Below are 25,262 nucleotides of genomic sequence, written 5' to 3' on the forward strand. Positions count from 1 at the left end.
CGGCCTTCGCGCAGCCCCGCGGGCGTGGTCGCGAATAGCCTGACCGGGCACGTCACCACGAGCCGAAGAGGGCCACCGCGATGGCCAGTCTGCTGATCGTCCACCACACCCCGTCCCCCGCCATGCGGGAGATCTTCGAGGCGGTGCCGGCAGGCGCGACGGACCCGGCACTGGAAGGCGTAGAGGTGGTGCGCGGGGCAGCGCTGGAGGCAACCGCCTCGGACGTCCTGTCAGCGGACGGATGCGTACCGGGAACACCAGCCAACATCGGCTACGTGTCCGGTGGCGACGCGGAGAAACAGCATTCACCGTTCACCCTGGTCACGGCCGCGCCGTCGGCTCACTCCCGCCCCATCCCGCAAAACAAGCGACAGCACGACAGGTGCCCGTCACGGACCCGCCTGCTGACCGGCAGCCGATCGCGTTGCACAACGTCAACGGCTGAGGAAGCCTGACCGGCGTGTCCAAGAGACTGCTGATCGTGCACCACACACCGTCGCCGAACACGCAGGCGATGCTCGAGGCCGTCGTCTCCGGCGCGACAGATCCGGAGATCGAAGGCGTGGAGGTCGTACGACGCCCGGCTCTGTCCGCTTCCGCGTCTGATGCACTCGAAGCGGACGGCTACGTCCTGGGCACGCCCGCCAACCTGGGGATGATGAGCGGCGCGCTGAAGGTGTTCTTCGATCTCGCCTACTACCCGTGCTTGGACGCCACGCGGGGCCGCCCGTTCGGCCTGTACGTCCACGGCAACAACGACACGACCGGAGCGATTCGCGGTATCGAGTCGATCACCACAGGCTTGGCGTGGGAGAAGGTGACCCCGAACGTCAGCGTGACCGGCGAGCCGTCGAAGGACGATCTACGCGCGTGCTGGGAGCTCGGCGCGACGGTCGCCGCACAGCTCATGCCCTGAGCAAACCGTCCAGGAGGTTGAACCGGTCGTCCGTCCGCGCGGACGGCATCCGCGAAGCGAACTCCCGCGCCCGGCTCAGCGTGTCCCCGGCAGCGTCCAGCGCACCGACTCGCGCGTACGTTTCCGCCGGCCGCGAGAGGTAGAGCGCTACCTCTCGCGAGTGCTCCTCCGGGTGGGTGGCGACGGCAGCCGACAGCAACGGTTCGGCATTGCCGGGGTCCCCAGCTCAATCGTGCAACGCCCGGCCATCACGTCGATTTCGGCTCTGTTGAGCCAATGAACCCATTCAGGCTCTTCTGTGCCGCGTGATCGCCGCTCGTGCACGTCGTCCACGGCATCGAGCACGCGGCGCGTTCCGTCGTGGTCCTTCGTCTTGGCGCTCGCCCACGCCACCCGCTCCAACAGCAGCGTCCGAACCACGGGCGTGGCACCACGTGCACCCTTCACCGCGCCAGCAACAGCGCATCACGCGGATCGGCCACGTTCGCGATCTGGTAGCTCAGCGAGGAAAACAGTTGTGCGGCAGGAGAACCATTGCCTGCCTCTGAAGCCGCGGACACTCCACCGAGGCAAAGCCGCTGAGCCTGGTGCTGTTCGATCCTCTGCCGACTGTTGGCTACGAAGGCTCAGCACCCCTGATCTCGCCCGAGCTCGCGGGATTCAACTCGGATCACGGCACATTCTCCAGCGGAAACGTACTGCAAAACACCCTGAACGAGATCATCGAACGACCTGCAACCGAAGACTCCTGGGTCTCCGAGTTCTCCCGGGGAGTCCAGGCTCGCCAGCTCACATGCCCGTACTTCGACCTCTGCGGTGGCGGACATCCGGCCAACCGCTGCTTCGCGCACGGCCGCATGGATAGAACAACCGCCAACTACTGCCGGAACAGCAAGATTTCACCACTGGAGGGAGTGCTACGCCTTGACCAATCACCAGCTACTGGAGGCCAAGGTCCCGGAGTGTCGAACGATGCTCGTGGACCTGCTGACGAAAACCGGTCAGCTACCTACGCGGATCAACGCATTTGACAATGATCCCACATGGGACAACTGGGACAAGAAATAGCTAGCCCGCGACCGTCAGGCCAGCTTCCTTGGCGAACTGAGCACCGAGGAAGCTGGCCTGAAAAGCTTCAATCTTCGCACCTCGCAGGGTCAACAGCCCGCTGACGTCGCTGATCCTGGAGGTCGTGAGGTCACAGCCACTCGCACGGGTGGCCTCAAATTCAACCTGAGACATCTCACATTCATCGAAAACCACATTGGAGAGATCCCCGACGAACACGGCTTCACGAAATGAGCACCGACGGAAGACGACAGCATTCTTGACCTGATCAATCCCGAAGGTCGCGTAGTCGAACCGGCAATCCTCCGCATAGATATCCGAAGCCAGACCCAACGAGACCCGAAGCCCGATCGCCTGACAACGAAGGAAGTCCACCCTCTGCGCGGTCACATCAGCAAGGACCGCATTCGCCAAGTTCACCTCTTCGAACCTGACGTCCGAAAGTTCGAGCGGAGCAAGACGCGATTCCGACAGATCCACATCTGACACGAGCGCAACAGAAACGGACCCCTCCCCCGTTACACCCGACTGATCACCCCGCTGAACCCGAACTGTGTTGAGCTCGAAGTCACCACGGAACGCGGCCACTTCGTCCTCAAGGTCTTCTTCCTCGATCGACGGCCGCCGAATCGTCTTACCCAAAACTTTCAGGAACTCCATGCGGACACAATAGCGCACCCAGCAGGAAGCAAGCCGCACCCCGACCGAAGTCCGACACAAAAAATCCCTCCGCGCGAACAATGTCGCACGGAGGGCTTGGCAACGCCTTCTGAAGCATGTAGATCAGCGGAACGAATTCTCGCGCCCGGCTCACTCGAACAAGGCTGCGCATCGCAACGGTGCCGTCCGCATCGCGCGCCCAGCGCTCACGAGCGGAGTGGAACGTGAACGAGGAACCCGCAAGGACACCTCCCCCGACCAGTTCAGCCACGCACCTCCTGACCACCCCCCACACCACTGCGATGCGACCCAACCCCGTGAGCACACGCCGAGAAGCACGCAAATGATCTCCAACCCCACCTCCCCCACCGCCCCGCGGAGGAGGGACCACCGCGGGATGGTCCTCACGCTCGGCCGGACCCAAGAATCGGACCCTCATCGCGGATGTGGCCGATGTGAGTCGGGCCCCTGGACTTGACCCTTGATCGGACTGAAGAGCAGGTGGCGACAACCTGCCCTATCCACCGGTGCAAGGATCAAATCCCCCGGGTAAGACCGGCCACGGTTGCGCCGTCGGCGTTCCGGCTTCGTGGTGGATGGCTTTTCACGCCCCGCCTCACAACTTGGACAGGTCCACCGCGTTCGCCATCGCCTGGTACCCAGCGTCGTTGGGGTGCAGGTGGTCGCCGCTGTCGTACTCCGCGCGCATGACCAGCGGGTCCGCCGCGTCCCGCATCACGGCGTCGAAGTCCACCACGGCGTCGAACTCCCCCGACGCCCTGATGAACGTGTTCAGCGCCTGCCGGGTGGCCTCCAGCGTCGGGTCGTAGACCTGCCACCCCTTGAACGGCAGCACGGTCCCCCCGACCACCCTGATCCCCCTGGCGTGCGCCTGTCCGATGAACTGCCGGTAGGCCGCGATGATCGCCGTCGGATCCGTCTGGTGCGGTGTCTGCTGGATGTCGTTGATCCCCTCCAGCAGGATCACCGTCCGCGCTCCCGTCACGTCCAGCACGTCCGAGTCGAACCGCGCGAGCGCGTTGATCCCGAACCCGCCGCCGTCGAGCAGCATCCGGTTGCCGGAGATGCCCGAGTTCACCACGCCGAGCCTGCCGCCCAGCCGGTCCGCCAGCAGGTCCGGCCACCGGCGGTTCGCGCCCGACGTGGCTCCCGCCCCGTCGGTGATCGAGTCGCCGAACGCGACCACGGTCCCGCCCGCCCCCGAACCCCGCACGTCCACGCCGCTCACGTAGTGCCAGGCCGACGTGCGCTCGTCGTAGCTGGCGCCGGACGTCTCCAGCGCGACGTCGCCGTCACGGGTGAAGAAGCTCGTCTGGGTCGCCAGCCCGTGGTAGGTCACCGGGCCGGTCGCGACCGGCGTGTACGTGGAGACCAGCAGGTTCCCGTCCCTGGGCACCCGCAACCGCACCTGGTCGCTCAGGACCTCGGCGCCCGCGGGGATGGTGATCGAGTCCGCTCCGCCGAACGTCACGCCGCGCATGGTCCCGTCCACGGCCGCCGGGGAGTCGGAGGCCGCCGCGACGGCGATCGACACGCGGCCCAGCACGGCGGGCCGGGTGCCGAACCGGTTCGACAGGCGGACGCGGACGGCCGAGCCTCCCACGCTCGTGTGCACGACGTTGCGGATCGAGTAGTTGGCGTACCCCTCGCCGACACCCGCGGCGGCGGCGCCGCCCCAGGTGCCCACCCAGCCGTCCGGCGTGACCGGCGAGCGGGCGTCCGACGTGCCCGACAGCACCAGCAGCACGCCGGCGCACAGCGCCACGGCCCTCATCGGTCGATCGTCTTCATGCTGCCTGCCGAGTACCGCTCCCCCGCGACCGCGTCCGCGGGCACGGCGGCCTCGATCGTGGCCAGCTGCTCCGGCGTCAGCGCGAGCGACGCGGCGGCGACGTTCTCCTCCAGGTACTTCCGCCGCTTGGTGCCGGGGATGGGCACGACGTCCTCGCCGCGGTGCTGGACCCACGCCAGGGCGATCTGGCCGGGTGTGGCGTCGTGCTGGGCCGCGACGGCGCGGAGGGAGTCGATGATCGCCTGGTTCTTCGCCAGGTTCTCCTCGGTGAACCTGGGCTGCGCGATCTTGCGGAAGTCGGTGTCCGCGAGGTCGGCCGTCGACCTGATGCTGCCGGTGAGGAAGCCCCGGCCGAGCGGCGAGTACGCGACGATCCCGATGCCCAGCTCACGGGCGACCGGGACGATCTCGGCCTCGATCTCGCGGGACCACAGCGACCACTCGAACTGGAGTGCCGTGATCGGGTGGACGGCGTGCGCGCGGCGGATGTTGTCGACGCTCGCCTCGGACAGGCCGAGGTACCGGACCTTGCCCTGCTCCACCAGCTCGGCCATCGCGCCGACGGTCTCCTCGATCGGCACGGTCTGGTCGACGCGGTGCTGGTAGTACAGGTCGACGTGGTCCACACCGAGGCGCTTCAGGGAGCCCTCGGCGGAGGAGCGGACGTAGGGGGCCTCGCCGCGGATGCGGGCGAGACCGTCGGCGTCGCGTTCGGCGATGCCGAACTTGGTGGCCAGCACCACCTGGTCGCGGCGGTCGGCGACGGCGCGGCCGACCAGTTCCTCGTTGGTGTGCGGGCCGTAGGCGTCGGACGTGTCGAGCAGCGTGATCCCCAGCTCCAGGGCGCGGTGGATCGTGGCGATCGACTCGGCCTCGTCGGAGGTGTCGCCGTAGAAGGCGCTCATGCCCATGCAGCCGAGTCCTTGGGAGCTGACCTGGAGCGGGCCGAGAAAGCGGTTGGTCATCGTCGTCCTCAGGGTCACTTGTCGGTGAGGCGGAGCATGTCGGCCGTGTAGCGGTCTCCCGCGACGGCCGGTACGGCGGCGTCGATGGCGGCGAGATCGGCGGCGGACAGCTCGACGGCGGCCGCGGCGACGTTCTCCTCCAGGTACTTCCTGCGCTTGGTGCCGGGGATCGGCACGACGGTCGCCCCGCGGTGCTGGACCCACGCGAGCGCGAGCTGACCGGCGGTGATGCCGCGGGCGGTGGCCAGTTCCCGCAGAGCGGTCACGATGGCGGTGTTGCGGTCGAAGTTGGTCTGCTCGAAGCGGGGCAGGGCGCGGCGCATGTCGTCGGCGGCCAGGTCGGCCACGGACGTGACGGCGCCGGTCAGGAAGCCGCGGCCGAGCGGCGAGAACGGCACGACGCCGATCCCCAGCTCGAAGCACGTCGGGGCGATCTCGGCCTCGACGTCGCGGGTCCACAGCGACCACTCGCTCTGCAACGCCGAGATCGGGTGCACGGCGTGCGCGCGGCGGATCGTGGCGGCGCTCGCCTCGGACAGGCCGAGGTGGCGGACCTTGCCCTGCTCGACGAGCGACGCCATGGCGCCGACGGTCTCCTCGATCGGGACGGCCGGGTCGACGCGGTGCTGGTAGTACAGGTCGACGTGGTCCACGCCGAGGCGCCGGAGCGAGGCCTCGCAGGCCTGCCGGACGTACTCGGCGTCCCCGCGGACCTGCCCTGGCCCGCCGGTGAAGCCGAACTTGGTGGCGAGCACGACGGAGTCGCGGCGGTCGGCGACGGCGCGGCCGACCAGCTCCTCGTTCGCGCCCGCGCCGTAGACGTCGGCGGTGTCGAGCAGCGTCACGCCGAGTTCCAGCGCGCGGTGGATCGTGGCGACCGACTCGCGCTCGTCGGCGGCGCCGTAGGACTGGCTCATGCCCATGCAGCCGAGCCCCTGCGGGCCGACCTGGAGCGAGCCGAGGAACCTGCTGGTCATCGTGTCCTCCCCCGTTCCCGCATGATCACGCGGTGGCGCCCTGGGCCTGCTCCTCCTCGGCCATGAGGCTGCTGTAGAGATCGATCTTGTAGTCGAGCACGTCGAGGCTCGACTGGAGTTCGGCGATGCGGGCGCGGACGTCGGCCCGGTGGTCCAGCAGGATCTGCTGCCGGGCGCGCCGGGTGACCTCGCCGCGGTGCCGCAGGTGCGCGTACTCGCGCATCAGCTTGATCGGCATGCCCGTGGTGCGGAGCTTGGTCAGGAAGACCAGCCACTCCAGGTCGGCGTCGGAGTAGGTGCGCCGCCCACCCGAGTCGCGGGCGGGCGGGTCGACGAGGCCGATTCGCTCGTAGTAGCGGAGGGTGTCGATCGACAGCCCGCTGTGCGCGGCTGCCTGGGCGATCGAATGAGTCACCCCACGACCGTAGGAGCTGGAGTGCACTCCAGGTCAAGCCCGATCGCTCAGACGGGCTTCGGCAGCGCCCACGCCTCCAGGTGCGCGGCCATGCCGGGGACGTCCGTCTGCTCCCGCCCGAGGGCGCGCACGAGGTCGAGCGCGTCCTCCTCGTCGGCGTCGATCCACCAGCCGTTGATGTCGCAGAAGGCGACGACGGCCACCCAGGCGAGCCGCCAGTTGCCCTCGACGAGGGGTCGGGTGCGGACGATGGAGTCGAGCAGGGACGCGGCCTTCAGCCAGAGGGTGTCGTAGGCCTCCACCCCGAGAACGGTGGCGCGGGGGCGGTGAGCAGCGGAATCGAGCAGGCCGAGATCGCGCACCACGAGATCGCCGCCGGTCACAGCGGTGGCGAGCACCAGCAGGTCACCGGCATCCAGGTAGTTGATCACATTGTCAGTTGATCACAGAGGTACGACACTCCCGCGCGGGTCAGGCGGAACCGAGTCGGTCCAGCAGGCCCCGGTACTTGGGCATCACCCGGCTGAGCACCTCGCCCAGCTGCTCTTCCTTGTGCAGCTGCGCCCACCGGTCGGCTAACGCGAGCCGCACCACGTCTTGTTTGGATCGGCCTTCGGCAGCCGCGAGTTCCGCGAGCCGCCGACTCTCCTCGTCATTGAGACGCAGGGTCATCGCCATTCCCGACACGGTACCAATCTGATACCACAGACACCAGGTTTCGTTTTATAACACTGTTACGATACGATGGGGAGGTGCCTCGACCCAAGACTCACGACGACGCTCTGCGCGTGAAGCTGCTGAACCGCGCGGGCGAACTGCTGTCCAACGAAGGACCCAGTGCGTTGAGCTTGCGCCGGCTGGCCGCGGACGTCAATACCTCGACCACCGCGGTCTACTCGCTCTTCGGCGGCAAGCCCGCGCTACTGGACGCTCTCTACGACGAGGGGTTCCGCCGTTTCGGTGAACGCCTGGCGATGGTCCCCGAGACCGACGACCCCGTGGAAGACCTGATCCAGATCGCTCTGACCTACCGCGAGAGCGCGCTCCAGGACCGCCAGTTCTACGTGGTCATGTTCAGCAAGGTCGTGCCGGACTTCATGCCGACGACCGAGACCTACATCGCCGCTTCCGGCACCTTCGTGCCAGTGGTGAAGACCGTGCAGCGGGCCATCGACAACGGCTCGTTCCTGCCGGACGAGGCTCCCGAGGTCATCGGCCTGGCGCTGTGGAGCATCTGCCACGGCCTGGTCAGCCTGGAGATCTACGGCATCCTGCCGCCCGGCCTGGAGATCGCCCCGGTGTTCGAGCGGACCGTGCGGGCCAGCGCGGACGGTTGGCGCGCGCGCTGATGCGGACGAACGGAGTCCGGGGAGGCGGCCGCCGCGAAACCTCCCCGAACCCCGTCCTGGAACTGCCCTAGTCGGACAGTCCGCTGCGCAGCGCCCTGATCAGTTCGCCGTCGGCGGTGTCGCCGTCGAGCGACCAGATCATCGCGCCGCCAAGACCCCGGTCGGCGATGTACCGACCCTTGCGCTCGATCTCCACGGCGTCGTCCCACGTCCAGAAGGTCGTGCCGTCGAACAGCCAGGCGTGGCCCGCCCTCGTGTCGCGGTGCACCTTGAACCGGGACAACTGGCCCTTCAGGACCTTGTAGTCCTCGAAGCCCGCCTCGTACGTGCCCGGCGCGGGGCCCGTCGCGGCCTGGAAGAGACCGTTGTTCGCGTTGGTCACGCCGGTCCAGCCGCGGCTGTAGAACGGCACGCCCAGCACGACCTTGCTCCTCGGCGCACCGCGCGAGAGGTACGCGTCGACGGTCACCCGGGAGCTGAACCTCGACGCCGAGGGGTCGCCCTTGGGCGTCCTCAGCGACGACTGCTGGTTCGTGATCGGGTCCCACGCGCCGTGGTAGTCGTAGCCCTGGAGGGTCGCGAACGTGAGGTGGCGGAACACCTTGCGGGTCTCGATGCCCCGGTCGAGCTGCACCGGGTCGGCGGGCAGGAACGCGGTCAGGTCGTACTCCTGCCGCGTCGACCGGCCGAGCTGGTCGAGCTGCTTGCGGTACTCCGCGACGAGCGCGGTGAAGTTGACCTTGTCCTCGGGGCGCACGACGTTGCCGGGGTTGCCCTCGCTCGCGGGCCACTCCCAGTCGAGGTCGATCCCGTCGAACACGCCCGCGGCCGCGCCGGGCGCGTCCACCAGGTTCCCCTTGATCCACAGGTCGAGGCAGGACCTCACGTGCGCCGCGCGCGACTCGGGCGTGAGGGCGGCGTTGGAGAAGTACTTCGAGCCGGTCCACCCGCCGAGCGAGATGTTGACCCGGAGCCTCGGGTTCTTCGCCTTGAGCTCCTTGAGCTGGTTGAGGTTGCCCGAGAGCGCCTGACCGGCCACGTCCGCGACGCCGTCGACGCTCTGCTCGGCGGTGAACGGCCGCTGGTAGTCGGCCCACGGGTCGCTGCTGTAGCACTCGCCCGACTCGTCCAGGAACCCGAACGCGTAGTTCAGGTGCGTCAGCCTCTTCGCGGTGCCGTTGGAGACGAGGTCCTTGACCAGGAAGTTCCGGTCGTAGCCGCTCCACTGGGTGTAGTACCCGACGGTCCGCTGCCCGTCCCCGTGACCGTGCCCGTACGACTCGACGTCGGCTCCCGCCTGCGGCGCGAGCGATGCGGAAAGGGCTCCGACCAGCAGGACGGACAGCCCCACTCTCCTACTCGACATGCTGCTCCTAGCGCGGCGGCGGCTGCGGAATGTGGTCCAGACCACGGTAGGACCAAGGTCTAGACCACTGCTACGGCCGTTCGGGTTAATCCGCGCCTGCCGGGACGCCGGGAGCGGTCAGACGGCCCCGTAGAGCCGGTCGCCCGCGTCGCCGAGCCCCGGAACGATGAACCCGGAGTCGTTCAACCGCTCGTCGATGCTCGCCGTGACCAACCGCACCGGCAGCCCCGAGTCCTCCAGGAACTTGACGCCCTCCGGCGCCGCGAGCGCGCAGATCGCCGTCACGTCCGTCGCGCCGCGCCCGGTCAGCAGCTTGATCGTGTACGCCATCGAGCCGCCGGTCGCCAGCATCGGGTCGAGCACCATCACCGGCCGCCCGGCGAGGTCCGTCGGCAGCGACTCCATGTACGGCGTCGGCTGCAACGTCTCCTCGTCGCGCGCCAGCCCCACGAAGCCCATCTGCGCGTCCGGGATCAGCTTGTGCGCCTGGTCGGCCATCCCCAGCCCGGCCCGCAGCACCGGCACGAGCAGCGGCGGGTTCGCCAGCCGGAACCCGGTCGTCCGCGCGACCGGCGTGTGCACCCGCTCCTCGGCCACCGGCGCGTCCCGCATCGCCTCGTAGACGAGCATCACGGTCAGCTCCTGCACCGCCGCCCGGAACGCCGCGTTGTCCGTCCGCGCGTCCCGCATCGTGGTGAGCCGGGCCCTGGCCAGGGGGTGGTCGACAACAAGCACGTCCATGGTGCGCACACTATCCGCCGCGTCCCCGTTCCGGCGCCTGCGGCGACGCCGCGCCCGGCGATAGCCTCTTGCGCATGGCTGACCTCGTTCGGATCGGTGTGCTCGGCGCGGCGTCCATCGCCCCGGCGGCGGTGCTGGCCCCCGCCCGCGCGTCGTCGTCCGCGGTCGTCGTGGCGGTCGCCGCGCGGTCGCGGGAGAAGGCGCGGGCGTTCGCCGACCGGCACGGGATCGGGCGCATCCACGACGACTACCGGGCGCTGCTGGACGACCCCGCCGTGGACGCGGTCTACAACCCGCTGCCCAACGGGCTGCACGGGCGGTGGACGCTGGCGGCGCTGGCCGCCGGGAAGCACGTGCTGTGCGAGAAGCCGTTCGCCGCGAACGCCGCCGAGGCGGCCCAGGTGGCCGAGGCCGCCGAGGCGAGCGGGCTGGTGGTGATGGAGGCGTTCCACCACCGCTACCACCCGCTGGCGCGGCGGATGAGTGCGATCGTGGCGAGCGGTGAGCTGGGCGAGCTGCGGCACGTGGAGGCGCACGTGTGCTTCCCGCTGCCGAAGTTCTCCGACATCCGGTACGACCTCCGGCTGGCGGGCGGGGCGATGATGGACGCCGGGTGCTACTCGGCGAACCTGGTGCGGGTGCTGGGCGGCGGCGAGCCGGAGGTGCGGTCGGCCACCGCGCTGCTGCGCTCGCCGGACGTCGACCGCGCGATGCGGGCCGAAGTCGTTTTCCCTTCGGGGTGCACCGGCACCGTGCACACGTCGCTGTGGTCGGCGGGGGCGCTGCTGCGGCTGTCCGCGAAGGCCGTCGGCTCGGCGGGCGAGATGCGCGTGCTCAACCCGCTGGCCCCGCAGTTCGGGCACCGTCTTTCGGTGCGCGCCAACGGGAACAGCCGGGTGGAGCGGTTCGCCCGGCGCTCCTCCTACGCCTACCAGCTGGACGCGTTCACCGACGCCGTGCTGCACGGCACGCCGTTCCCCACGACGCCCGCGGACGCCGTGGCGAACATGGCGCTGGTCGACGCCGTGTACCGCGCGGCGGGCCTGCCGATCAGGCAGCCCGCGTAACTGCGGACACGAGGCCACCTCGCCTCCTAGACTTGCCCGCGTGAGCGACGAGCTGGTTCCCCACGACCCCACGCGGATGCGCGCGTCCGACGCCGACCGCGAGCGCGTGGCGCAGGTGCTGCACAAGGCCGCCGCCGAGGGCAGGCTCGACCTGCACGAACTGGACGAGCGGCTGGGTGCCACGTACTCGGCGAAGACCTACGGCGAGCTGGTGCCGATCACGGCCGACCTGGGCGTGCCGTCACCCGCGGTGCTGCCCGCCGTGCCGCGGAACGCGGCGGTCGACCGGGTCGGCGGGACGCCGGGGTCGTCGATCTCGTTCGCGTTCTGGTCCGGCTGCGACCGCAAGGGCGACTGGGTCGTCCCCCGCTACCACAACGCCGTGGCGATCATGGGCGGCGTGACGCTCGACCTCACCCTGGCCCGCTTCGCCGAGGCCGAGGTGACGATCAACGTGTTCGCGTTCTGGGGCGGGGTGGACATCATCGTGCCCGAGGAGGTGACGGTGATCGTGAGCGGCATGGGGTTCATGGGCGCGTTCGAGAACCGCACCACGTCCACGCCGTCCGTGCCGGGAGGGCCGGTCGTGCGGATCACCGGACTGGCGCTGATGGCCGGGGTGGACGTGAAGCGGCCGAAGAAGAAAAAGATCAAGAACAAGGACCGGCCGGAACTGGAGTCCTGATCGTCCGGGAGCCTCCGCCCCGACCGCCGGGGCCGGGTCGCGCGCGTCCGGGGCGACCGCGGCGGCCGAAGCCGGGTCCCGTGTTCCGGGTCTCGGCGCGGCTGCCCGCTTCGGAGGCCCGCAGCTGTGGCGTGGATCTCTCCTGACCTGCGCAAACCCGTTCGCTTGGGACGGGCGTGCCAGTCCGCTTAGAGTGGGCCCCATGGCTGCCGCTCCGTCACCATCGCCGTTGGCACCGCTGCCACCGGCCCTTGCCGATGCCGTTCGGGACGACGCTTCGCTGCGTCGGTTCCTGCACGGTCTGCCCGGCGTCGACCAGGTCGGCGTGGAACAACGTGCGGCCGGTCTCGCGACCCGCAGCATCAAGAAGGCCGCGAAGATGTGGGCCATCGACACCGCGATCTCCATGGTGGACCTGACCACGCTCGAAGGCGCGGACACCGCCGGGAAGGTGCGGTCGCTGGCCGCCAAGGCGCGGCGCCCCGACCCGGACCGGCCCGAGGTGCCGAAGGTGGCCGCGGTGTGCGTCTACCCGGACATGGTGGCCACCGCGAAGGCCGGGCTGGAGGGCACCGGGGTGCACGTCGCCAGCGTGGCGACGGCGTTCCCGTCCGGCCGGTCGATCATGGCCGTGAAGCTCGCCGACACGCGGTTCGCCGTCGAGCAGGGCGCTGACGAGATCGACATGGTGATCGACCGCGGCGCGTTCCTGTCCGGCGACTACGGCGCGGTGTTCGACGAGATCCGGCAGGTCAAGGAGGCGTGCGGGTCCGCGCACCTCAAGGTGATCCTGGAGACCGGCGAGCTGGCGACCTACGACAACGTGCGGCGCGCGTCGTGGCTGGCGCTGCTGGCGGGCGGCGACTTCATCAAGACCTCGACCGGCAAGGTGGCGCCCGCGGCGACGCTGCCGGTGACGCACGTGATGCTCCAGGCCGTCCGGGACTGGCGCGAGCAGACCGGGGAGCTGCGCGGCGTGAAGCCCGCGGGCGGGATCCGCAGCACCAAGGACGCGATCAAGTACCTGGTGGCCGTGCACGAGGTCGCGGGACCGGAGTGGCTGACCGCCGACCTGTTCCGCTTCGGCGCCTCGACCCTGCTCAACGACCTGCTGATGCAGCGTCGGACCCAGTTGGACGGCCACTACAGCGGCCCCGACTACGTGACGGTGGACTGAACACGATGAGCCAGCTCTGGGAATACGCCCCCGCCCCCGAATCGCGGGACGTCGCGAACCTCAAGCCCGAGTACAAGATGTTCGTCGACGGCGAGTTCGTCGAAGGCTCCGGCGAGCCGCTGAAGACGATCAACCCCGGCACCGAGGAGGTCCTCGCCGAGGTCAGCACGGCGTCGGCGTCCGATGTGGACACCGCGGTCAAGGCCGCGCGCCGCGCCCACGACCGGGTGTGGAGCACGATGCCCGGTGCCGAGCGGGCCAAGTACATCTACCGCATCGCGCGGCTCGTCCAGGAGCGCTCGCGGGAACTCGCGGTGCTGGAGAGCCTGGACAACGGCAAGCCGATCAAGGAGTCGCGCGACGTCGACGTGCCGACGGCCGCGGCGCACTTCTTCTACCACGCGGGCTGGGCGGACAAGCTCTCCTACGCGGGCTACGGGCCGGACCCGAGGCCCCTCGGCGTCGCGGGCCAGGTGATCCCGTGGAACTTCCCGCTGCTGATGGCGGCGTGGAAGATCGCGCCCGCTCTGGCGACCGGCAACACGGTGGTGCTCAAGCCCGCCGAGACGACGCCGCTGACGGCGCTGGTGCTGGCCGAGATCATCCAGCAGGCCGACCTGCCGCCGGGCGTGGTCAACATCCTGCCGGGCGCCGGTGACACCGGCGCCGCGCTGGTCGGGCACGCCGGCGTGGACAAGGTCGCGTTCACCGGTTCGACCGAGGTCGGCAAGCTGATCCAGCGGCAGCTCGCGGGCACCGGCAAGAAGCTCACCCTCGAACTGGGCGGCAAGGCGGCGAACATCGTGTTCGACGACGCGCCGATCGACCAGGCCGTCGAGGGCATCGTCAACGGCATCTTCTTCAACCAGGGCCACGTCTGCTGCGCGGGTTCCCGGCTGCTGCTCCAGGAGTCGATCGCCGAGGAGTTCCTGGAGAAGCTGCGGATCCGCGTGTCGACGCTGCGCGTCGGCGACCCGCTGGACAAGAACACCGACGTCGGCGCGATCAACTCCCGCGAGCAGCTCACGAGGATCCAGGAGCTGGCCGCGGCGGGCGAGGCCGAGGGCGCCGAGCGCTGGACGAGCGCGTGCCCGTTGCCGGACAAGGGTTTCTACTTCGCGCCCACGGTGTTCTCCGGGGTGTCGCAGGCGATGCGGATCGCCCGCGAGGAGATCTTCGGCCCGGTGCTGTCGGTCCTCACGTTCCGCACGCCGGACGAGGCCGTGGCGAAGGCGAACAACACGCCCTACGGGCTGTCGGCGGGCATCTGGACCGACAAGGGCTCCCGCATCCTGTGGGCGGCGCAGAAGATGCGCGCCGGTGTGGTGTGGGCCAACACGTTCAACCGCTTCGACCCCACCGCCCCGTTCGGCGGCTACCAGGAGTCGGGCTTCGGTCGCGAGGGCGGCCGGGCCGGGCTGGAGGCGTACCTCGATGTCTGAGAACCGCGTGACCGTCGCCAAGACGTACAAGCTCTACATCGGGGGCAAGTTCCCGCGGTCCGAGTCGGCCCGCAGCTACCCCGTGACCGACGCGAAGGGCGCGTTCCTGGCGAACGCCGCCCAGGGCTCCCGCAAGGACGCCCGCGACGCGGTGTCGGCGGCCCGCAAGGCCTTCGCGGGCTGGTCCGGCGCCACGGCGTACAACCGCGGCCAGGTGCTGTACCGCGTCGCCGAGGTGCTCGAAGGCCGTCGCGACCAGTTCGCCACCGAGGTGTCGGCCGCCGAGGGCATCGGCGCGAAGAAGGCGCAGGCCCTGGTGGACGCGGCCATCGACCGCTGGGTCTGGTACGCGGGCTGGACGGACAAGATCGCCGCGGTGCTGGGCAGCTCGAACCCCGTCGCCGGGCCGTACTTCTCGTTCTCCACTCCCGAGCCGACCGGCGTCGTCGCGGTGCTCGCGCCGCAGCGGTCGTCGCTGCTCGGCCTGATCAGCGTGGTGGCCCCGGTGATCGCGTCCGGCAACACGGCCGTCGTGGTGACGAGCGAGGACCGACCGCTGCCCGCGATCACGCTGTCCGAGGTGCTGGCCACCTCCGACGTCCCCGGTGGCGTGGTGAACCTGCTGACCGGCAGGACCGCGGAGATCGCGCCCTGGCTGGCGTCACACGCGGACGTCAACGCGCTCGACCTCACCGGCGCCCCCGACGAGCTCCGCGCCGACCTGGAGCGGTCCGCGGCGGGCACCGTCAAGCGCGTCCTGCGCACCCGCGCGGCCGAGGACTTCACCGGTGAGCCGGGCACCAGCCGCCTGCGGGCGTTCCTGGAGACCAAGACGGTGTGGCACCCGGCGGGCGTGTGACGTGACCACCAGCACCGCGGCCGCCGCGAACCACCCGGCAGCGGCGCCCGCGGTGTTGGTCATCAGGTCGTCCACGTCGAAGATCCGGTGCCCCGCCGTGAGCTGAGCGGTCTCGATCCCCAGCGACACGGCGAAGCCGAGCGCCACCGTCCTCATCGGACCGAGGTGCCACAGCCACCGACCGAGGAACCCCAGCGGTGCGAACAGCAGCACGTTCAGCACCACCTGCTGGAACGTGAGCGTCTCCAGCGCCCGCGACGCGGGCAGCCCGTGCTTCGCCAGCTCAACGCCGATGTCGGCGACCCACTGGAACGGCACCGGCTGGAGCACCTGCTCCGGCGCCGCCCCGCCGATCGGCAGCAGCACCAACCCGACCAGCGTGGTGGAGTACAGCAGCGCGGCACTGGCGGTGACCAGCTGCTTCGGCTTCGCCAGCAGGAGGACCGGCCACAGGGCCGCGAAGCCCACCAGTCCCCACCCGATGGCCACGAGCTGTGCGTTCGTCATGCTTCGACGCTATGAGCCGACCTCGTGCTCGGGCATCGGTCGGAGAGTCCCCGCGGGGGCGTCCCCTCGGCCGTTCGGCCGACCGCGCGCGTACGCCCGCAGGATGATCAGCCGTCAGCACCGGGGACCACGGCGGTCGCGAAGAGCCCGCGCAGCGGGTCCGTCGAGCCGACCATGCTGATCCGGCAGGCCTCGTTGTACTCGGCCGGGTCCAGCAGTCCGAAGTCGACCCGCCGCCCGGCGTGCAGCGCGAGCTGGCGGAAGAACGCCCGCTGCGCGCGACCGTTGCCCTCGCGGAACGGGTGCAGCGCGTTCACCTCGGCGTAGAAGTGCGTGAAGCGGTCCAGGAAGCGCTCCTCGTCCGGGGTGGACAGGAACCGCTCCTCCCGGAGCTGCCCGAACACCTCGCCCGCGTAGGACTCGACGTGCGCCCAGTGCGCGAACGTCGCCGTGCGCGTCAGGTCGACCCGCCGGACCTCCCCCGCCCACGGGTAGACGTCGCCGAACAGGTGGCGGTGGAACGCGCACAGGTGCGCCAGGTCGAACCGGCCGGGCAGCACCACGGCCTTGAGCTGCGCGTCGCGCAGGAACGTCGCTTCGGCCTCGATCTGCCGCAACAGCACGGCGTCGACCACGCCGAGCTTGTTGACGAGCACCTTCGAGCCGGGATCGAGGTAGGGATCCTCGGCGGTCACGATCGGAGCAGCGCCTCGATCCGCCGCGCCACGGCCTCGTCCGCCCCGACCTCGCCGCGCACGACCGCGCGCGCGGCCTCCAGCGCCTCGGTGGACACGCTGAGCCCTTCGAGCCCCACCGACGCCCGCGCTTCCGCCACGGCCGTCTCCGGGTCGCTGGTGAGCCTGCGGAAGTACCGCCGCATCGCCTCGTGCGGGATCGGCGCGCTGCTGGGCTCGGAGTCCGGGAGGGCACCTCGGGCGGAGCGCCACGGCTCCTCCTCGTGCGCCATCTCGCTCAGCTCGTGCCTGCTGAACCCGGCGTACCGCTCGACGACCGACTCCACGACCGCGCGTTCGCCCGCCGCCAGCCGGGACGGGTCGCCCTCGTCCCACGAGTGCACCTCGGTCAGGCCGACGTGCCGCCGGTAGACCTCGGGCACCACGGGACCGCGGCTCCACGCCTCGATCGGCGCGTCGAACAGCGCCGTGCCGCGACCGGCGAGGTGCCACGCCTGGCTGTAGTAGAGGAGCTTCTGGAGCTTCATCGGCGACTCGGGCCCGGTGGCGGCCAGCAGCGCTGCCGCCACGTCGTGGACATCGGCCACGCCACCACCCCCTCAAGCCTCGTGAGCTGCGGTTTCAGCTACCCCGATCCTACCGGACCACGCGCTCAGCCGGTGCGCCAGTCGAGCCTCCCGTCGTGCGTGACGAGCGGTTCGCAGTGGCCGAGCCTGCTGCGCTGCTCCAGCGCCGTCGCCACCTGGTCGAGCATCTCCGTGACGGAGGTCCACTCCGGTTTCACCATCTCGTGGCACTCCCGGTCCCACTCCACGACGCAGCCGGACAGCACACCGGGACGCATGTCGACGGCCAGCGCGTCGCCGCAGCCGTCGAATGCGATCGGTAACCACATCGGGTGAAAACCCGTGGTCGGCGTGCCCGCCTCGGTGTCGAGCCCGGACGGCCAGAACGCCCGTTTCAGCCGCCACGAGCGCAGCGCGTCGGTCGGTCCGATCGGCGTGTAGAACGGCGGGAGGACCTCGGCGAACGCCAGGTTCTCCGTGCCACCGCACACCGACCACCACGTCCGGAGCTCATCCGGTGGAACGAGTCCTGTTTCCTGCGAAAGCGCCTGCACCGCGGCCGGGTCCTCACCATCGCGCAACTCGGAACCGGTTACCGGGGCGTGCTCTCCGAGCCAGTCCACTATCCGCTTCCAGTGCACCAGAACACCCACGTGTCCATGATCAAGGCGAGGCGTCCGGCGTGGTACCGCCCATCGGGGCACGATCGGGGCGTACCGGCTGGTCGAAAGCCCACACGGCACCGCGGCGGATGGTGCACGATTCCCGGAGCAGGGTCGCGGGAACGCCGGGGAGGGCGGGCCCGTCGAACATCGTGGAAAAGGGGTGGGGTCGTGGTGGAGAAGGGTTTCGGCGTCGACACCGACGCACTGGCGTCGTTCGGCACGACCGCGGCGGGACTGGGTGCCGAACTCGGGACCGTGGGCACGTCCACGCTCACCGGCGTCGACTCGCTGCCCGCCGACGCGTTCGGCGCCCTCGGCGGCGAGGTCGGGCTGTCGGCCGCGTTCCAGCAGGCCGCGAAGGCCCAGCTGGACGCCGTCGCCGCGGCGGCGGCCGGCCTGTCGGGCTTCGCCACGGCGGTGTCGAAGGCGGGCACCGCCTACACCGAGCAGCAGGCGCAGGCCGAGGACGACATCAACCACAGCTACCAGGTCTGAGTCAGGAGAACGGGTTCGTGGTCGACGTCGCGGGGTTCATCTCGTCACTGGTCCAGCCGATGCGGGACCACCTCGCCAAGCTGGAGGGCGACACCGGTGGCGCCACGCGCGCCGCGGACGCCTTCGGCAGGGCGAGCACCGCGCTGACCGACATCGACGGTCGGCACACCGGAGCCGCCAACGCGGTGCTCGGCACCTGGTACGGCGACAAGGCGAACACGTTCCAGTCGCGGGTCGCCACGCTGTCCGGCGGCCTCCAGGCGGTGGCGCGCAACAGCACCACCGCGCAGACGGCGGCGACGAGCGCCGTGAGCGCGGTGACGACCGGCCGCACCGCGATCCAGGGCCTGATCGACGAGTTCATCTCCTACGCGACCCCGAGGCTGGCGGCGGCGGTCGGCGCGGGTCTCTTCGGCGGTCCCGGCGCCTCGATCGCCGTGGCGGCCTCGATCGCGAGCGAGGCGCGCGAGTACGAGGGCAGGTCCGCGGGTGAGCTCCAGAAGGTGCGCGACCAGCTGACGGCGGCCGTGGCGCAGCTGAACGGGCTGGAGAAGCCGGACACGGGCGCGTTGAAGGCGCTGGGCGAGCCGATCGGCATCGAGCTGAGCGAGGGCACGACGTCCGCGTCCAGCGCGAGCACCGGCACCGGCGGCGACCCGGCCGCGCCCCCGGCCACGGGGTCGACCGGCGGCGGCGGGTCGGGCGGTGGAGGCACCGGCGGAGGCGGCGGCGGCGGTGGAGGGGGCGGCGGAGGTGGTGGCGGAGGCGGCGGCACCGGTCCTCGGCTGCCGGTCGCGATCCCGCCGCAGCCCGGCTCGGGCGTGGGCGTGAACCTGCCGGACGGCAGCAGCGCCGAGGCGCCGAACGAGCAGGCCGCCGCGGCCGTGCGCAACGCGCTGTCCGCGCTCGGCACGCCGTACGTGTGGGGCGGCGCGAACCCGCCGCAGGGCACGGATTGCAGCGGCCTGACCCAGTGGGCCTACGCGGGCGCCGGCTTCGACCTGCCCCGGCCCGCGTCGTCGCAGGCGATGGGGGCCTCGGTGCCCGCGGACCAGCTCCTGCCCGGCGACCTCGTCGTGTGGAGCGGGCACGTGGCGATGGTGATCGGCAACGGCCAGATCGTGGAGGCGGGCGACCCCGTCCAGGTCGGCAACCTGCGGACCAGCAACAGCGGCATGGAGTTCTACGGCTTCTACCGGCCGACGGCCTGATCAGCGCGGGGCGTACATGATCAGGCCGACGCCGAGCAGGCAGACCAGGGTCCCGGTGACGTCCCAGCGGTCCGGCCGGTAGCCGTCGACGACCGCACCCCAGGCGAGCGACCCGGCCACGAACACCCCGCCGTACGCGGCGAGGATCCGGCCGAAGTGGGCGTCCGGCTGGAGGGTCGCGACGAAGCCGTACAGGCCGAGCGCGACCACCCCGCCGCCGATCCACAGCCAGCCGCGGTGTTCGCGGACGCCCTGCCACACCAGCCAGGCGCCGCCGATCTCCGCGACGGCGGCCAGCGCGAACAGCAGAACCGACCGGAGCACGACCATGCGGCCAACGTAGTGGCCGCCGTTCCGGCACACTGACCGGAAAGGGGGTGGGCACGTGAGTGATCTCGACGACCAGGTCGGCGCGGAGGTCGACCGCGCGAACCGGAGGGTGGTGGAGACCGAGCGGCGGGTCGCCGACCACCTGGCCCGCGGCGGCCCGGTGCTGGGCCGGGCGACCTCGGCGGACGGGACCGTCACCGTCGTCACGCCGCCCGGCGCGGCACCCTCCGAGATCAACCTGGAGCCCGGCGCGCTGCGCATGGGCCCGGACGCGCTGGCCGACGAGATCGTCCGCGTCGCCGCGCGCGCCGCCCGTGACGCGGGTGCCCGCCTGCACCGCTCGCTGGGCCGCGTCGTCGACCCCGGCACCGCGAACGGCCTCGCCGAACTCGGCTTCGAGCCGGGGGCCGAGGAACCCGCCCCCGAGCGGTGGTCCCGGTGAACGAGGTCGACGGCGCCGAGCAGCGCAGGCAGGCGGCGGAGCGGTTGACCGAGGTGCTGGCGAACTCCACGGGAACGGCCGAGCACCCGAGCCGCATGGCGGTCGCGACGGCGACGGCGACCGGTGTGCTGACGTGGCTGCGGCTGCACCCCCACGCGCTCGGGCACGGCCCTCGGGCCGTCGGGCAGCTCGTGGTCGAGACCGCGAGGCTGGCCACCGACGCCGCGGTGCAGCGCGGGTACAACGAGCTGGCGAAGTCGTTGGGCGACAGCATGGCCATCGCCGTCGAGGGCTTCGCCGGACCGCCGCCGTTCCGCACGGCGGCCGACGCCGCGGGCCGGGCCCCGTACACCGACGCCCCTCCTCCCTCGCGGCACCGGGAACCCGCCGCCCCGCGCCCCGCGGAGCAGTTCCGCGAGCGCGGCGGCGTGCGGCAGGTGTTCCAGCCCGCCGAGCAGCCGCCGTACGGCGGCACGATCGAGGCGCCCACCGAGGCGCCTCCCGCTCGGCCGTTCGCACCAACCCCGCCTCCACCCGCGCGGGCCGGCCGCACGCCCCGCCCGCCGGTGGACGACGATGAGGACGCGTACTTCGCGGATCCGTTCGGCACCGGCGGTTTCGGCCGTTGATCCACCCCGTAGGCTTTGCCGCGCATCCGCACGGCATGGTGTGACCTGGAGGTCTGATGGCGCAGGACATCGTCCCTATCGAACTGGGGCTGACCCAGGGGGACCTGGTCACGCTGTGGGCTCCCCGCTGGCGTGAAGAGGGTGAGGAGTGGGAGGCCTTCCTCGGCCACGAGGAGGACCTGTACGCGTTCCCCGACGCCGCCCACCTCGCGGCGTTCGTCCGCAAGGTCGAGGAGCACGACCTGGCCGACCACCCGGCGTGGCACTCGGTGCCCGCGCTGTCGGTCGGCGACCTCTCGCCGGACGAGAACCACCAGTTCGACCTCGTCGGCGTGCCCGAGCTGGTCGCGGACGACCCCGACACGTGGGTGATCGGCGAGCTGGCCGACGTCATCGCGATCGTGCGCTCGCTCGCGGACGTGTGCGACCTGGAGAAGGTGCACGAGGTGCTGGACTCGGCGGAGGGCTTCTCGCTCCTGCCGCAGGGCACGCTGCCGTTCAGCGGCCGCGAGGGCACCGCGCTGTGGACCGAGCTGTCCGAGGTCATCGCCGAGAAGTGGGACGACGTCCTCGACGCCATCGACAGCGTCGTGACGACGCCGGACGTGGACGAGAACGTCCTCGCGGGCGCGCAGAAGGAACTCGCGATCCTCCAGGAGGCGCAGGCCGCCGCGGAGGCCGAGGACGACGACGCCGACGAGGACGAAGAGGCCGAGCCGACGGGCTTCTGGGCCGAGGTCGGCATCGACCCGATCAAGGTCATCACCGGCCAGGGCGAGTACTACACTCTGCGCTGCTACCTCGACGACCAGCCGGTGTTCCTGGGCCGCAAGGGCCGCATCGACGCGTTCACGTCGCCGCGCGCGCTGTCCCGCTTCCTGGTCGAGGCCGAGGACAACGACCTGGCCGAGGTGTCGACCTTCCAGGAGATCGTCGTCAAGGCGACCGGCGGCGACCTGGAGGTCGACGTCGACCCGGACAACGTCTACGTGCTGACCGGCCTGGACGAGGACATCGCCGACGGCCCGGACGCGGTCGACCCGACGCAGCTCGACCTCGCGGTGGAGCTGTTCGAGGACGCCGCCGAGTGGGCGCACGACGACAGCGTGAAGGTCGCGCTGAACAAGTCCGAGAGCCTCGGCTGGCTGGTGTCCTACGTGCTCAAGCCCGACCCCACGCGGCTCGCGCCCAGCGCGCCGTTCGAGGCCGAGGTCACGGCGTGGCGCACGCTGTCCGCCGCGTTCGAGGACCGGCTGAACATCCACTAGGCCCGCCGCGGCAGGGCCCCCGCCGCGGCGGGGGCCCTGTCGCGTCGTCAGGCCTTGAGGGCCGCGTAACCGGGGACGATCACGTCGTCGATGATCGCGTTGCGCTCGGCGAACGGGATGAACGCGGACTTCATCGCGTTGATCGCGAACGTCTCCAGGTCGGCCCAGCCGTAGCCGAACGCCTCGACCAGCGCGGCGTTCTCGCCGGACGCGGAGCACTGGCTCATCAGCCGGTTGTCGGTGTTGACGGTGACCCGCAGGCCCGCCTTGTACAGCTTGTCGAACGGGTGCTCGGCGTGCGTCTTCGCGATGCCGGTGTGCAGGTTCGACGTGGGGGCGACCTCCAGCGCGATGCGCCGGTCGCGGACGTAGCTCGCGACCCGGCCCAGCTCGGCGTGCTCGCCGTCGAACTCGATGTCCTCGACGATCCGGACGCCGTGGCCGAGGCGCTCGGCGCCGCAGATCTGCACGGCCTCCCACACGGACTCGACGCCCGCCGCCTCGCCCGCGTGGATGGTGAAGTGGGCGTTCTCCTTGCGGAGGTACTCGAACGCCTCCAGGCCGCGGGTGGGCTCGAAGCCCGCCTCGGGACCCGCGATGTCGAAGCCGACGACACCGGCGTCGCGGTACTTCACGGCCAGCTCGGCGTAGGGCAGCCAGCCGTCGTTCTGGCGCATGGCGCACAGCAGCGTTCCGACGCGGATCTGCTTCCCGGCCGCGGCGGCGGTGCGCTCGCCCTGGCGGAAGCCCTCCTGGATGGCCTCCACGATCTGCTCCAGGCGCATCCCGCGCTCGGTGAACAGCTCGGGGGCGTAGCGGACCTCGGCGTAGACCACGCCGTCGGCGGCCAGGTCCTCGGCGGCCTCCGCGGCGACGCGCACCAGCGCGGCCTCGTCCTGCATGACGCCGCAGGTGTGGGCGAAGCCCTCCAGGTAGCGGACGAGGGAGCCCGAGTCCGCGTTCTCGCGGAACCAGTCGCCGAGCTGTGCGGCGTCGGTGGTGGGCAGTCCGGGGTGGCCGGACGCCTCGGCGAGTTCGATCACCGTCTGGGGACGGAGGCCACCGTCCAGGTGGTCGTGCAGCAGCACCTTCGGCGCGCTGCGGATGGCCTCCAGGGCAAGGGGAGTCGACATGGCCGACACGTTATACCTGGCGACACGCCGTGGGATCAGCACGGCAAACGATCTTGGAAGCCCTATGATCAACAATCGCGTTACCTTGATCGCCTGAAACAACCCGGTCGTGTGCCGGCAAGACGTTGCGCACTCGTGATGCGCTACGGACCGCGATCGCGAATTGGGCTTTAGTCACTCACACGGTCGCGATTCACGCGCAGGAGTAGTCTGGCTCCATTCAGTTACCACCGAGTAGCCTCCGGTTCGTTAACTCTAATGGAGCAGTCACTCCGCGAAACCGGGCGATCCGAGCCGGGGGGTGCTACAAACTCGGGCCCCAACCTGGATAGGCTCCCGGAAGTCTCCCCCTCCCCTGGACGAAGGCATTCAGCCGTGACCGAGAACACCAGCTCCACGATGTCCTTCGACCGGATGCGCAACATGCTCACGCGCGCCGCGGAGATCCGTGAGAGCGAGCAGCAGCAGATCTTCGATGCTCTGGACGAGATCCACGCGCGGATGTCTCCGCTCGAGTCGCTGGGTTCCGTTCGCAAGCGCCTGTCCGAGCTGCCCGACCGGACCGAGGTCAGCGTGCTGGCCGAGCGCCTGGACGAGGCGCTGTCCAAGCTGGAGGCGCAGGACACCGCCGTCCAGGGCATCAGCCGGGCCGTCGACGGGCTCGTCGACAAGCTCGCCAAGCCGTTCGCGCAGCTCGACGGCCGTCTCGACGGCGTCGCGGGCCGCTTCGAGGGCGTGGCGGGCCGGATGGACGGGCTCGAGGACAAGCTCGCGCACATCCACAAGCGCATCGACGACCTCGACGGCCACCTCGACAAGCAGGACGGGAAGGCCGAGCAGCTCCCCTCGCTCGTCACCGGTCCGCTGCGCGAGCGCATCGAGACCCTCGAAGCGTCCCTGCGCGGCCGTCTGGACGAGGTCGACGAGGGCGTGCACGAGCACCTCGACGGCACCCGCGAAGGCCTCCAGAAGTCGCTCACGGACTCCGCCAACGCCCTGCACGGGCGCCTGGACGAGACCCGCGACAACCTCAACTCCACGCGCGACGGCCTGCACTCGTCCCTCACCGAGACCCGCGACTCGCTGCACTCGTCCCTCTCGGACACCCGCAGCACGGTCAACGGCAAGCTGGACGAGGCCCGCGAGGCGCTGCACACCGCCCTGGAGGAGACCCGCGACCAGGTCGACGCGACCGACCGCCTCGAAGCGCTCGCGCAGCGCCTGGAGCAGGTCACCTCGCGCCTCGACACCATGACCAACCGCCTCGACGCGGTCGAGGACGACTTCACCGCGCGCCTCGGCGAGCTGTCCGGCGTGGTCGAGCAGGGCCTGGTCAAGGTCGAGGGCTCCGTGGCGGCCCGTCCGGACGTCGAGTCGCTGACGTCGCTGGTGCGCAAGAGCAACCAGGAGTCGGAGCTGCGGATCGGCGGCCAGCTGGACGAGGCCATGGCCACGTTCGCCGAGCTGATCCTCGGCGGCGGCTCGCCCACCCCGCCCCCGCCGCCCACCGCACTGCCCAGGCCGCAGCGCCGGACCCGCAAGAACGGTCCGAAGCCCCCCGGCAAGGAGCACATGGACGACGACGAGATGGCCGCCGAAGGCGCCTGACCGCCACGCCGAAGGCCCGACTCCCGCACCGGGGGTCGGGCCTTTCGCTTGCCGCGGAGCCGATTCCAGGGCTGGGTGACGCACGCCACCGCATTCGGAACGTCACAGCTCCAACGGCAACCACCCGCCCGCGCTCCGGCTTGGGAACGCAGGACCCGGCCGGCGATCAGATCCCCTCGCCGCTCCAGGGCTCAACCGCCCGCCCGCGCTCCG

28 protein-coding genes and 1 pseudogene are annotated in these 25,262 nt (G+C 70.6%); 14 read left to right on the forward strand and 15 right to left on the reverse strand.

The genetic code is table 11. The features are described from left to right. Positions 1-80 precede the first annotated feature (80 nt). Positions 81-455 carry a hypothetical protein gene (locus tag AC156L_RS31845; protein WP_330879168.1) on the forward strand — a complete coding sequence of 125 codons (375 nt, stop codon included), beginning with the start codon at positions 81-83 and terminating at the stop codon, positions 453-455. 59 nt (positions 456-514) lie between these two features. Beyond that, positions 515-916: a flavodoxin family protein gene (locus tag AC156L_RS31850; protein ID WP_330879251.1), complete on the forward strand. Its 402-nt coding sequence runs from the start codon at positions 515-517 to the stop codon at positions 914-916. Between the two features lie 1,068 nt (positions 917-1,984). Here AC156L_RS31850 and AC156L_RS31855 read toward each other — a convergent pair. From AC156L_RS31855 to AC156L_RS31885, 7 genes are all read right to left on the reverse strand, one after another. Further along, on the reverse strand, positions 1,985-2,644 hold the full coding sequence (locus tag AC156L_RS31855; protein ID WP_330879167.1) for a pentapeptide repeat-containing protein: 660 nt from the start codon (positions 2,642-2,644) through the stop codon (positions 1,985-1,987). Positions 2,645-3,260: 616 nt separating this feature from the next. Further along, positions 3,261-4,439, reverse strand: coding sequence for an SGNH/GDSL hydrolase family protein (locus tag AC156L_RS31860; RefSeq protein ID WP_330879166.1), 1,179 nt, complete (start codon positions 4,437-4,439; stop codon positions 3,261-3,263). Continuing rightward, positions 4,436-5,422 (reverse strand): aldo/keto reductase, encoded by a 987-nt coding sequence (locus AC156L_RS31865; RefSeq protein ID WP_330879165.1) that lies wholly within the window; start codon positions 5,420-5,422, stop codon positions 4,436-4,438. The genes AC156L_RS31860 and AC156L_RS31865 overlap by 4 nt, the downstream gene beginning before the upstream one ends. A gap of 14 nt (positions 5,423-5,436) precedes the next feature. Further along, complete coding sequence (locus AC156L_RS31870; protein WP_330879164.1) at positions 5,437-6,399, reverse strand: aldo/keto reductase; 963 nt, start codon at positions 6,397-6,399, stop codon at positions 5,437-5,439. 25 nt (positions 6,400-6,424) lie between these two features. After that, positions 6,425-6,814, reverse strand: coding sequence for a MerR family transcriptional regulator (locus AC156L_RS31875; RefSeq protein ID WP_330879163.1), 390 nt, complete (start codon positions 6,812-6,814; stop codon positions 6,425-6,427). Positions 6,815-6,861: 47 nt separating this feature from the next. Beyond that, positions 6,862-7,245 (reverse strand): type II toxin-antitoxin system death-on-curing family toxin, encoded by a 384-nt coding sequence (locus tag AC156L_RS31880; protein ID WP_330879162.1) that lies wholly within the window; start codon positions 7,243-7,245, stop codon positions 6,862-6,864. A gap of 40 nt (positions 7,246-7,285) precedes the next feature. Further along, entirely contained in the window at positions 7,286-7,492 is a 207-nt protein-coding gene (locus tag AC156L_RS31885; protein ID WP_259629752.1) for a ribbon-helix-helix domain-containing protein, read from the reverse strand. Positions 7,493-7,566: 74 nt separating this feature from the next. Between AC156L_RS31885 and AC156L_RS31890 the strand changes: the two genes are divergently transcribed. Then, positions 7,567-8,163, forward strand: coding sequence for a TetR/AcrR family transcriptional regulator (locus AC156L_RS31890; protein WP_330879161.1), 597 nt, complete (start codon positions 7,567-7,569; stop codon positions 8,161-8,163). 67 nt (positions 8,164-8,230) lie between these two features. Here the strand turns inward: AC156L_RS31890 and AC156L_RS31895 are convergent, their stop codons facing one another. Then, a complete protein-coding gene (locus AC156L_RS31895) occupies positions 8,231-9,529 on the reverse strand; it encodes a glycoside hydrolase family 18 protein (protein ID WP_330879160.1) in 1,299 nt (432 codons plus the stop codon). 117 nt (positions 9,530-9,646) lie between these two features. Further along, positions 9,647-10,270: a uracil phosphoribosyltransferase gene (gene upp / locus AC156L_RS31900; protein WP_259629749.1), complete on the reverse strand. Its 624-nt coding sequence runs from the start codon at positions 10,268-10,270 to the stop codon at positions 9,647-9,649. 74 nt (positions 10,271-10,344) lie between these two features. On the opposite strand from upp, the gene AC156L_RS31905 reads away from it, so the two are divergent. The 5 genes from AC156L_RS31905 (at position 10,345) to AC156L_RS31925 (ending at position 15,500) form a co-directional block, all read left to right on the forward strand. Continuing rightward, on the forward strand, positions 10,345-11,337 hold the full coding sequence (locus AC156L_RS31905) for a Gfo/Idh/MocA family protein (protein WP_330879159.1): 993 nt from the start codon (positions 10,345-10,347) through the stop codon (positions 11,335-11,337). Positions 11,338-11,377: 40 nt separating this feature from the next. Further along, positions 11,378-12,022, forward strand: a complete 645-nt coding sequence (locus AC156L_RS31910) for a DUF1707 SHOCT-like domain-containing protein (RefSeq protein ID WP_330879158.1) — start codon at positions 11,378-11,380, stop codon at positions 12,020-12,022. 202 nt (positions 12,023-12,224) lie between these two features. Next, the gene (gene deoC, locus AC156L_RS31915) at positions 12,225-13,199 is read left to right on the forward strand and encodes a deoxyribose-phosphate aldolase (RefSeq protein ID WP_330879157.1); all 975 of its coding nucleotides are present in this window, start codon (positions 12,225-12,227) and stop codon (positions 13,197-13,199) included. Positions 13,200-13,204: 5 nt separating this feature from the next. After that, positions 13,205-14,641 carry an aldehyde dehydrogenase family protein gene (locus tag AC156L_RS31920; protein WP_330879155.1) on the forward strand — a complete coding sequence of 479 codons (1,437 nt, stop codon included), beginning with the start codon at positions 13,205-13,207 and terminating at the stop codon, positions 14,639-14,641. Further along, positions 14,634-15,500 (forward strand): aldehyde dehydrogenase family protein, encoded by an 867-nt coding sequence (locus AC156L_RS31925; RefSeq protein ID WP_330879154.1) that lies wholly within the window; start codon positions 14,634-14,636, stop codon positions 15,498-15,500. Before AC156L_RS31920 ends, AC156L_RS31925 begins: the two co-directional genes overlap by 8 nt. Before the next feature lie 30 nt (positions 15,501-15,530). On the opposite strand, the pseudogene AC156L_RS31930 reads toward AC156L_RS31925, so the two are convergent. The 4 genes and pseudogenes from AC156L_RS31930 to AC156L_RS31945 all read right to left on the reverse strand — a co-directional run. After that, positions 15,531-16,007, reverse strand: a pseudogene (locus AC156L_RS31930) (VanZ family protein); the annotation flags it as partial. Positions 16,008-16,114: 107 nt separating this feature from the next. Then, entirely contained in the window at positions 16,115-16,702 is a 588-nt protein-coding gene (locus AC156L_RS31935; protein WP_330879153.1) for a Fic/DOC family protein, read from the reverse strand. After that, positions 16,699-17,289 carry a type II toxin-antitoxin system antitoxin SocA domain-containing protein gene (locus AC156L_RS31940; RefSeq protein WP_330879152.1) on the reverse strand — a complete coding sequence of 197 codons (591 nt, stop codon included), beginning with the start codon at positions 17,287-17,289 and terminating at the stop codon, positions 16,699-16,701. Before AC156L_RS31940 ends, AC156L_RS31935 begins: the two co-directional genes overlap by 4 nt. Before the next feature lie 65 nt (positions 17,290-17,354). Beyond that, positions 17,355-18,011 carry an SMI1/KNR4 family protein gene (locus AC156L_RS31945; RefSeq protein WP_484407558.1) on the reverse strand — a complete coding sequence of 219 codons (657 nt, stop codon included), beginning with the start codon at positions 18,009-18,011 and terminating at the stop codon, positions 17,355-17,357. 90 nt (positions 18,012-18,101) lie between these two features. On the opposite strand from AC156L_RS31945, the gene AC156L_RS31950 reads away from it, so the two are divergent. Both AC156L_RS31950 and AC156L_RS31955 read left to right on the forward strand, forming a co-directional pair. Then, a complete protein-coding gene (locus AC156L_RS31950) occupies positions 18,102-18,428 on the forward strand; it encodes a hypothetical protein (protein ID WP_330879151.1) in 327 nt (108 codons plus the stop codon). Between the two features lie 17 nt (positions 18,429-18,445). Next, positions 18,446-19,639, forward strand: coding sequence for a C40 family peptidase (locus tag AC156L_RS31955; RefSeq protein ID WP_330879150.1), 1,194 nt, complete (start codon positions 18,446-18,448; stop codon positions 19,637-19,639). On the opposite strand, the gene AC156L_RS31960 is transcribed toward AC156L_RS31955, so the two are convergent. Continuing rightward, positions 19,640-19,969, reverse strand: coding sequence for a YnfA family protein (locus tag AC156L_RS31960; RefSeq protein WP_330879149.1), 330 nt, complete (start codon positions 19,967-19,969; stop codon positions 19,640-19,642). It abuts the gene before it with no gap. Between the two features lie 55 nt (positions 19,970-20,024). Between AC156L_RS31960 and AC156L_RS31965 the strand changes: the two genes are divergently transcribed. The 3 genes from AC156L_RS31965 to AC156L_RS31975 are packed head-to-tail and all read left to right on the forward strand — an operon-like array spanning position 20,025 to position 22,308. After that, positions 20,025-20,411, forward strand: a complete 387-nt coding sequence (locus AC156L_RS31965; protein ID WP_330879148.1) for a hypothetical protein — start codon at positions 20,025-20,027, stop codon at positions 20,409-20,411. Further along, the gene (locus AC156L_RS31970) at positions 20,408-21,040 is read left to right on the forward strand and encodes a hypothetical protein (protein ID WP_330879147.1); all 633 of its coding nucleotides are present in this window, start codon (positions 20,408-20,410) and stop codon (positions 21,038-21,040) included. Before AC156L_RS31965 ends, AC156L_RS31970 begins: the two co-directional genes overlap by 4 nt. A gap of 56 nt (positions 21,041-21,096) precedes the next feature. Then, a complete protein-coding gene (locus tag AC156L_RS31975; RefSeq protein WP_330879146.1) occupies positions 21,097-22,308 on the forward strand; it encodes a primosomal protein in 1,212 nt (403 codons plus the stop codon). A 47-nt stretch (positions 22,309-22,355) separates the two neighbouring features. On the opposite strand, the gene AC156L_RS31980 is transcribed toward AC156L_RS31975, so the two are convergent. Next, on the reverse strand, positions 22,356-23,441 hold the full coding sequence (locus AC156L_RS31980) for an adenosine deaminase (protein WP_330879145.1): 1,086 nt from the start codon (positions 23,439-23,441) through the stop codon (positions 22,356-22,358). 414 nt (positions 23,442-23,855) lie between these two features. On the opposite strand from AC156L_RS31980, the gene AC156L_RS31985 reads away from it, so the two are divergent. Beyond that, positions 23,856-25,049 carry a hypothetical protein gene (locus AC156L_RS31985; protein ID WP_414720043.1) on the forward strand — a complete coding sequence of 398 codons (1,194 nt, stop codon included), beginning with the start codon at positions 23,856-23,858 and terminating at the stop codon, positions 25,047-25,049. Positions 25,050-25,262 lie beyond the last annotated feature (213 nt).

The sequence above is a fragment of the Umezawaea sp. genome (assembly GCF_057122925.1).

Excerpts from the sequence above, each read along its gene's own strand:
- AC156L_RS31845 (WP_330879168.1), top strand. The coding sequence starts at position 81 with ATGGCCAGTCTGCTGATCGTCCACCACACCCCGTCCCCCGCCATGCGG.
- AC156L_RS31850 (WP_330879251.1), top strand. The coding sequence starts at position 515 with ATGCTCGAGGCCGTCGTCTCCGGCGCGACAGATCCGGAGATCGAAGGC.
- AC156L_RS31855 (WP_330879167.1), bottom strand. The coding sequence starts at position 2,644 with ATGGAGTTCCTGAAAGTTTTGGGTAAGACGATTCGGCGGCCGTCGATC.
- AC156L_RS31860 (WP_330879166.1), bottom strand. The coding sequence starts at position 4,439 with ATGAGGGCCGTGGCGCTGTGCGCCGGCGTGCTGCTGGTGCTGTCGGGC.
- AC156L_RS31865 (WP_330879165.1), bottom strand. The coding sequence starts at position 5,422 with ATGACCAACCGCTTTCTCGGCCCGCTCCAGGTCAGCTCCCAAGGACTC.
- AC156L_RS31870 (WP_330879164.1), bottom strand. The coding sequence starts at position 6,399 with ATGACCAGCAGGTTCCTCGGCTCGCTCCAGGTCGGCCCGCAGGGGCTC.
- AC156L_RS31885 (WP_259629752.1), bottom strand. The coding sequence starts at position 7,492 with ATGGCGATGACCCTGCGTCTCAATGACGAGGAGAGTCGGCGGCTCGCG.
- AC156L_RS31895 (WP_330879160.1), bottom strand. The coding sequence starts at position 9,529 with ATGTCGAGTAGGAGAGTGGGGCTGTCCGTCCTGCTGGTCGGAGCCCTT.
- upp (WP_259629749.1), bottom strand. The coding sequence starts at position 10,270 with ATGGACGTGCTTGTTGTCGACCACCCCCTGGCCAGGGCCCGGCTCACC.
- AC156L_RS31905 (WP_330879159.1), top strand. The coding sequence starts at position 10,345 with ATGGCTGACCTCGTTCGGATCGGTGTGCTCGGCGCGGCGTCCATCGCC.
- deoC (WP_330879157.1), top strand. The coding sequence starts at position 12,225 with ATGGCTGCCGCTCCGTCACCATCGCCGTTGGCACCGCTGCCACCGGCC.
- AC156L_RS31920 (WP_330879155.1), top strand. The coding sequence starts at position 13,205 with ATGAGCCAGCTCTGGGAATACGCCCCCGCCCCCGAATCGCGGGACGTC.
- AC156L_RS31925 (WP_330879154.1), top strand. The coding sequence starts at position 14,634 with ATGTCTGAGAACCGCGTGACCGTCGCCAAGACGTACAAGCTCTACATC.
- AC156L_RS31960 (WP_330879149.1), bottom strand. The coding sequence starts at position 19,969 with ATGGTCGTGCTCCGGTCGGTTCTGCTGTTCGCGCTGGCCGCCGTCGCG.
- AC156L_RS31975 (WP_330879146.1), top strand. The coding sequence starts at position 21,097 with ATGGCGCAGGACATCGTCCCTATCGAACTGGGGCTGACCCAGGGGGAC.
- AC156L_RS31980 (WP_330879145.1), bottom strand. The coding sequence starts at position 23,441 with ATGTCGACTCCCCTTGCCCTGGAGGCCATCCGCAGCGCGCCGAAGGTG.
- AC156L_RS31985 (WP_414720043.1), top strand. The coding sequence starts at position 23,856 with ATGCGCAACATGCTCACGCGCGCCGCGGAGATCCGTGAGAGCGAGCAG.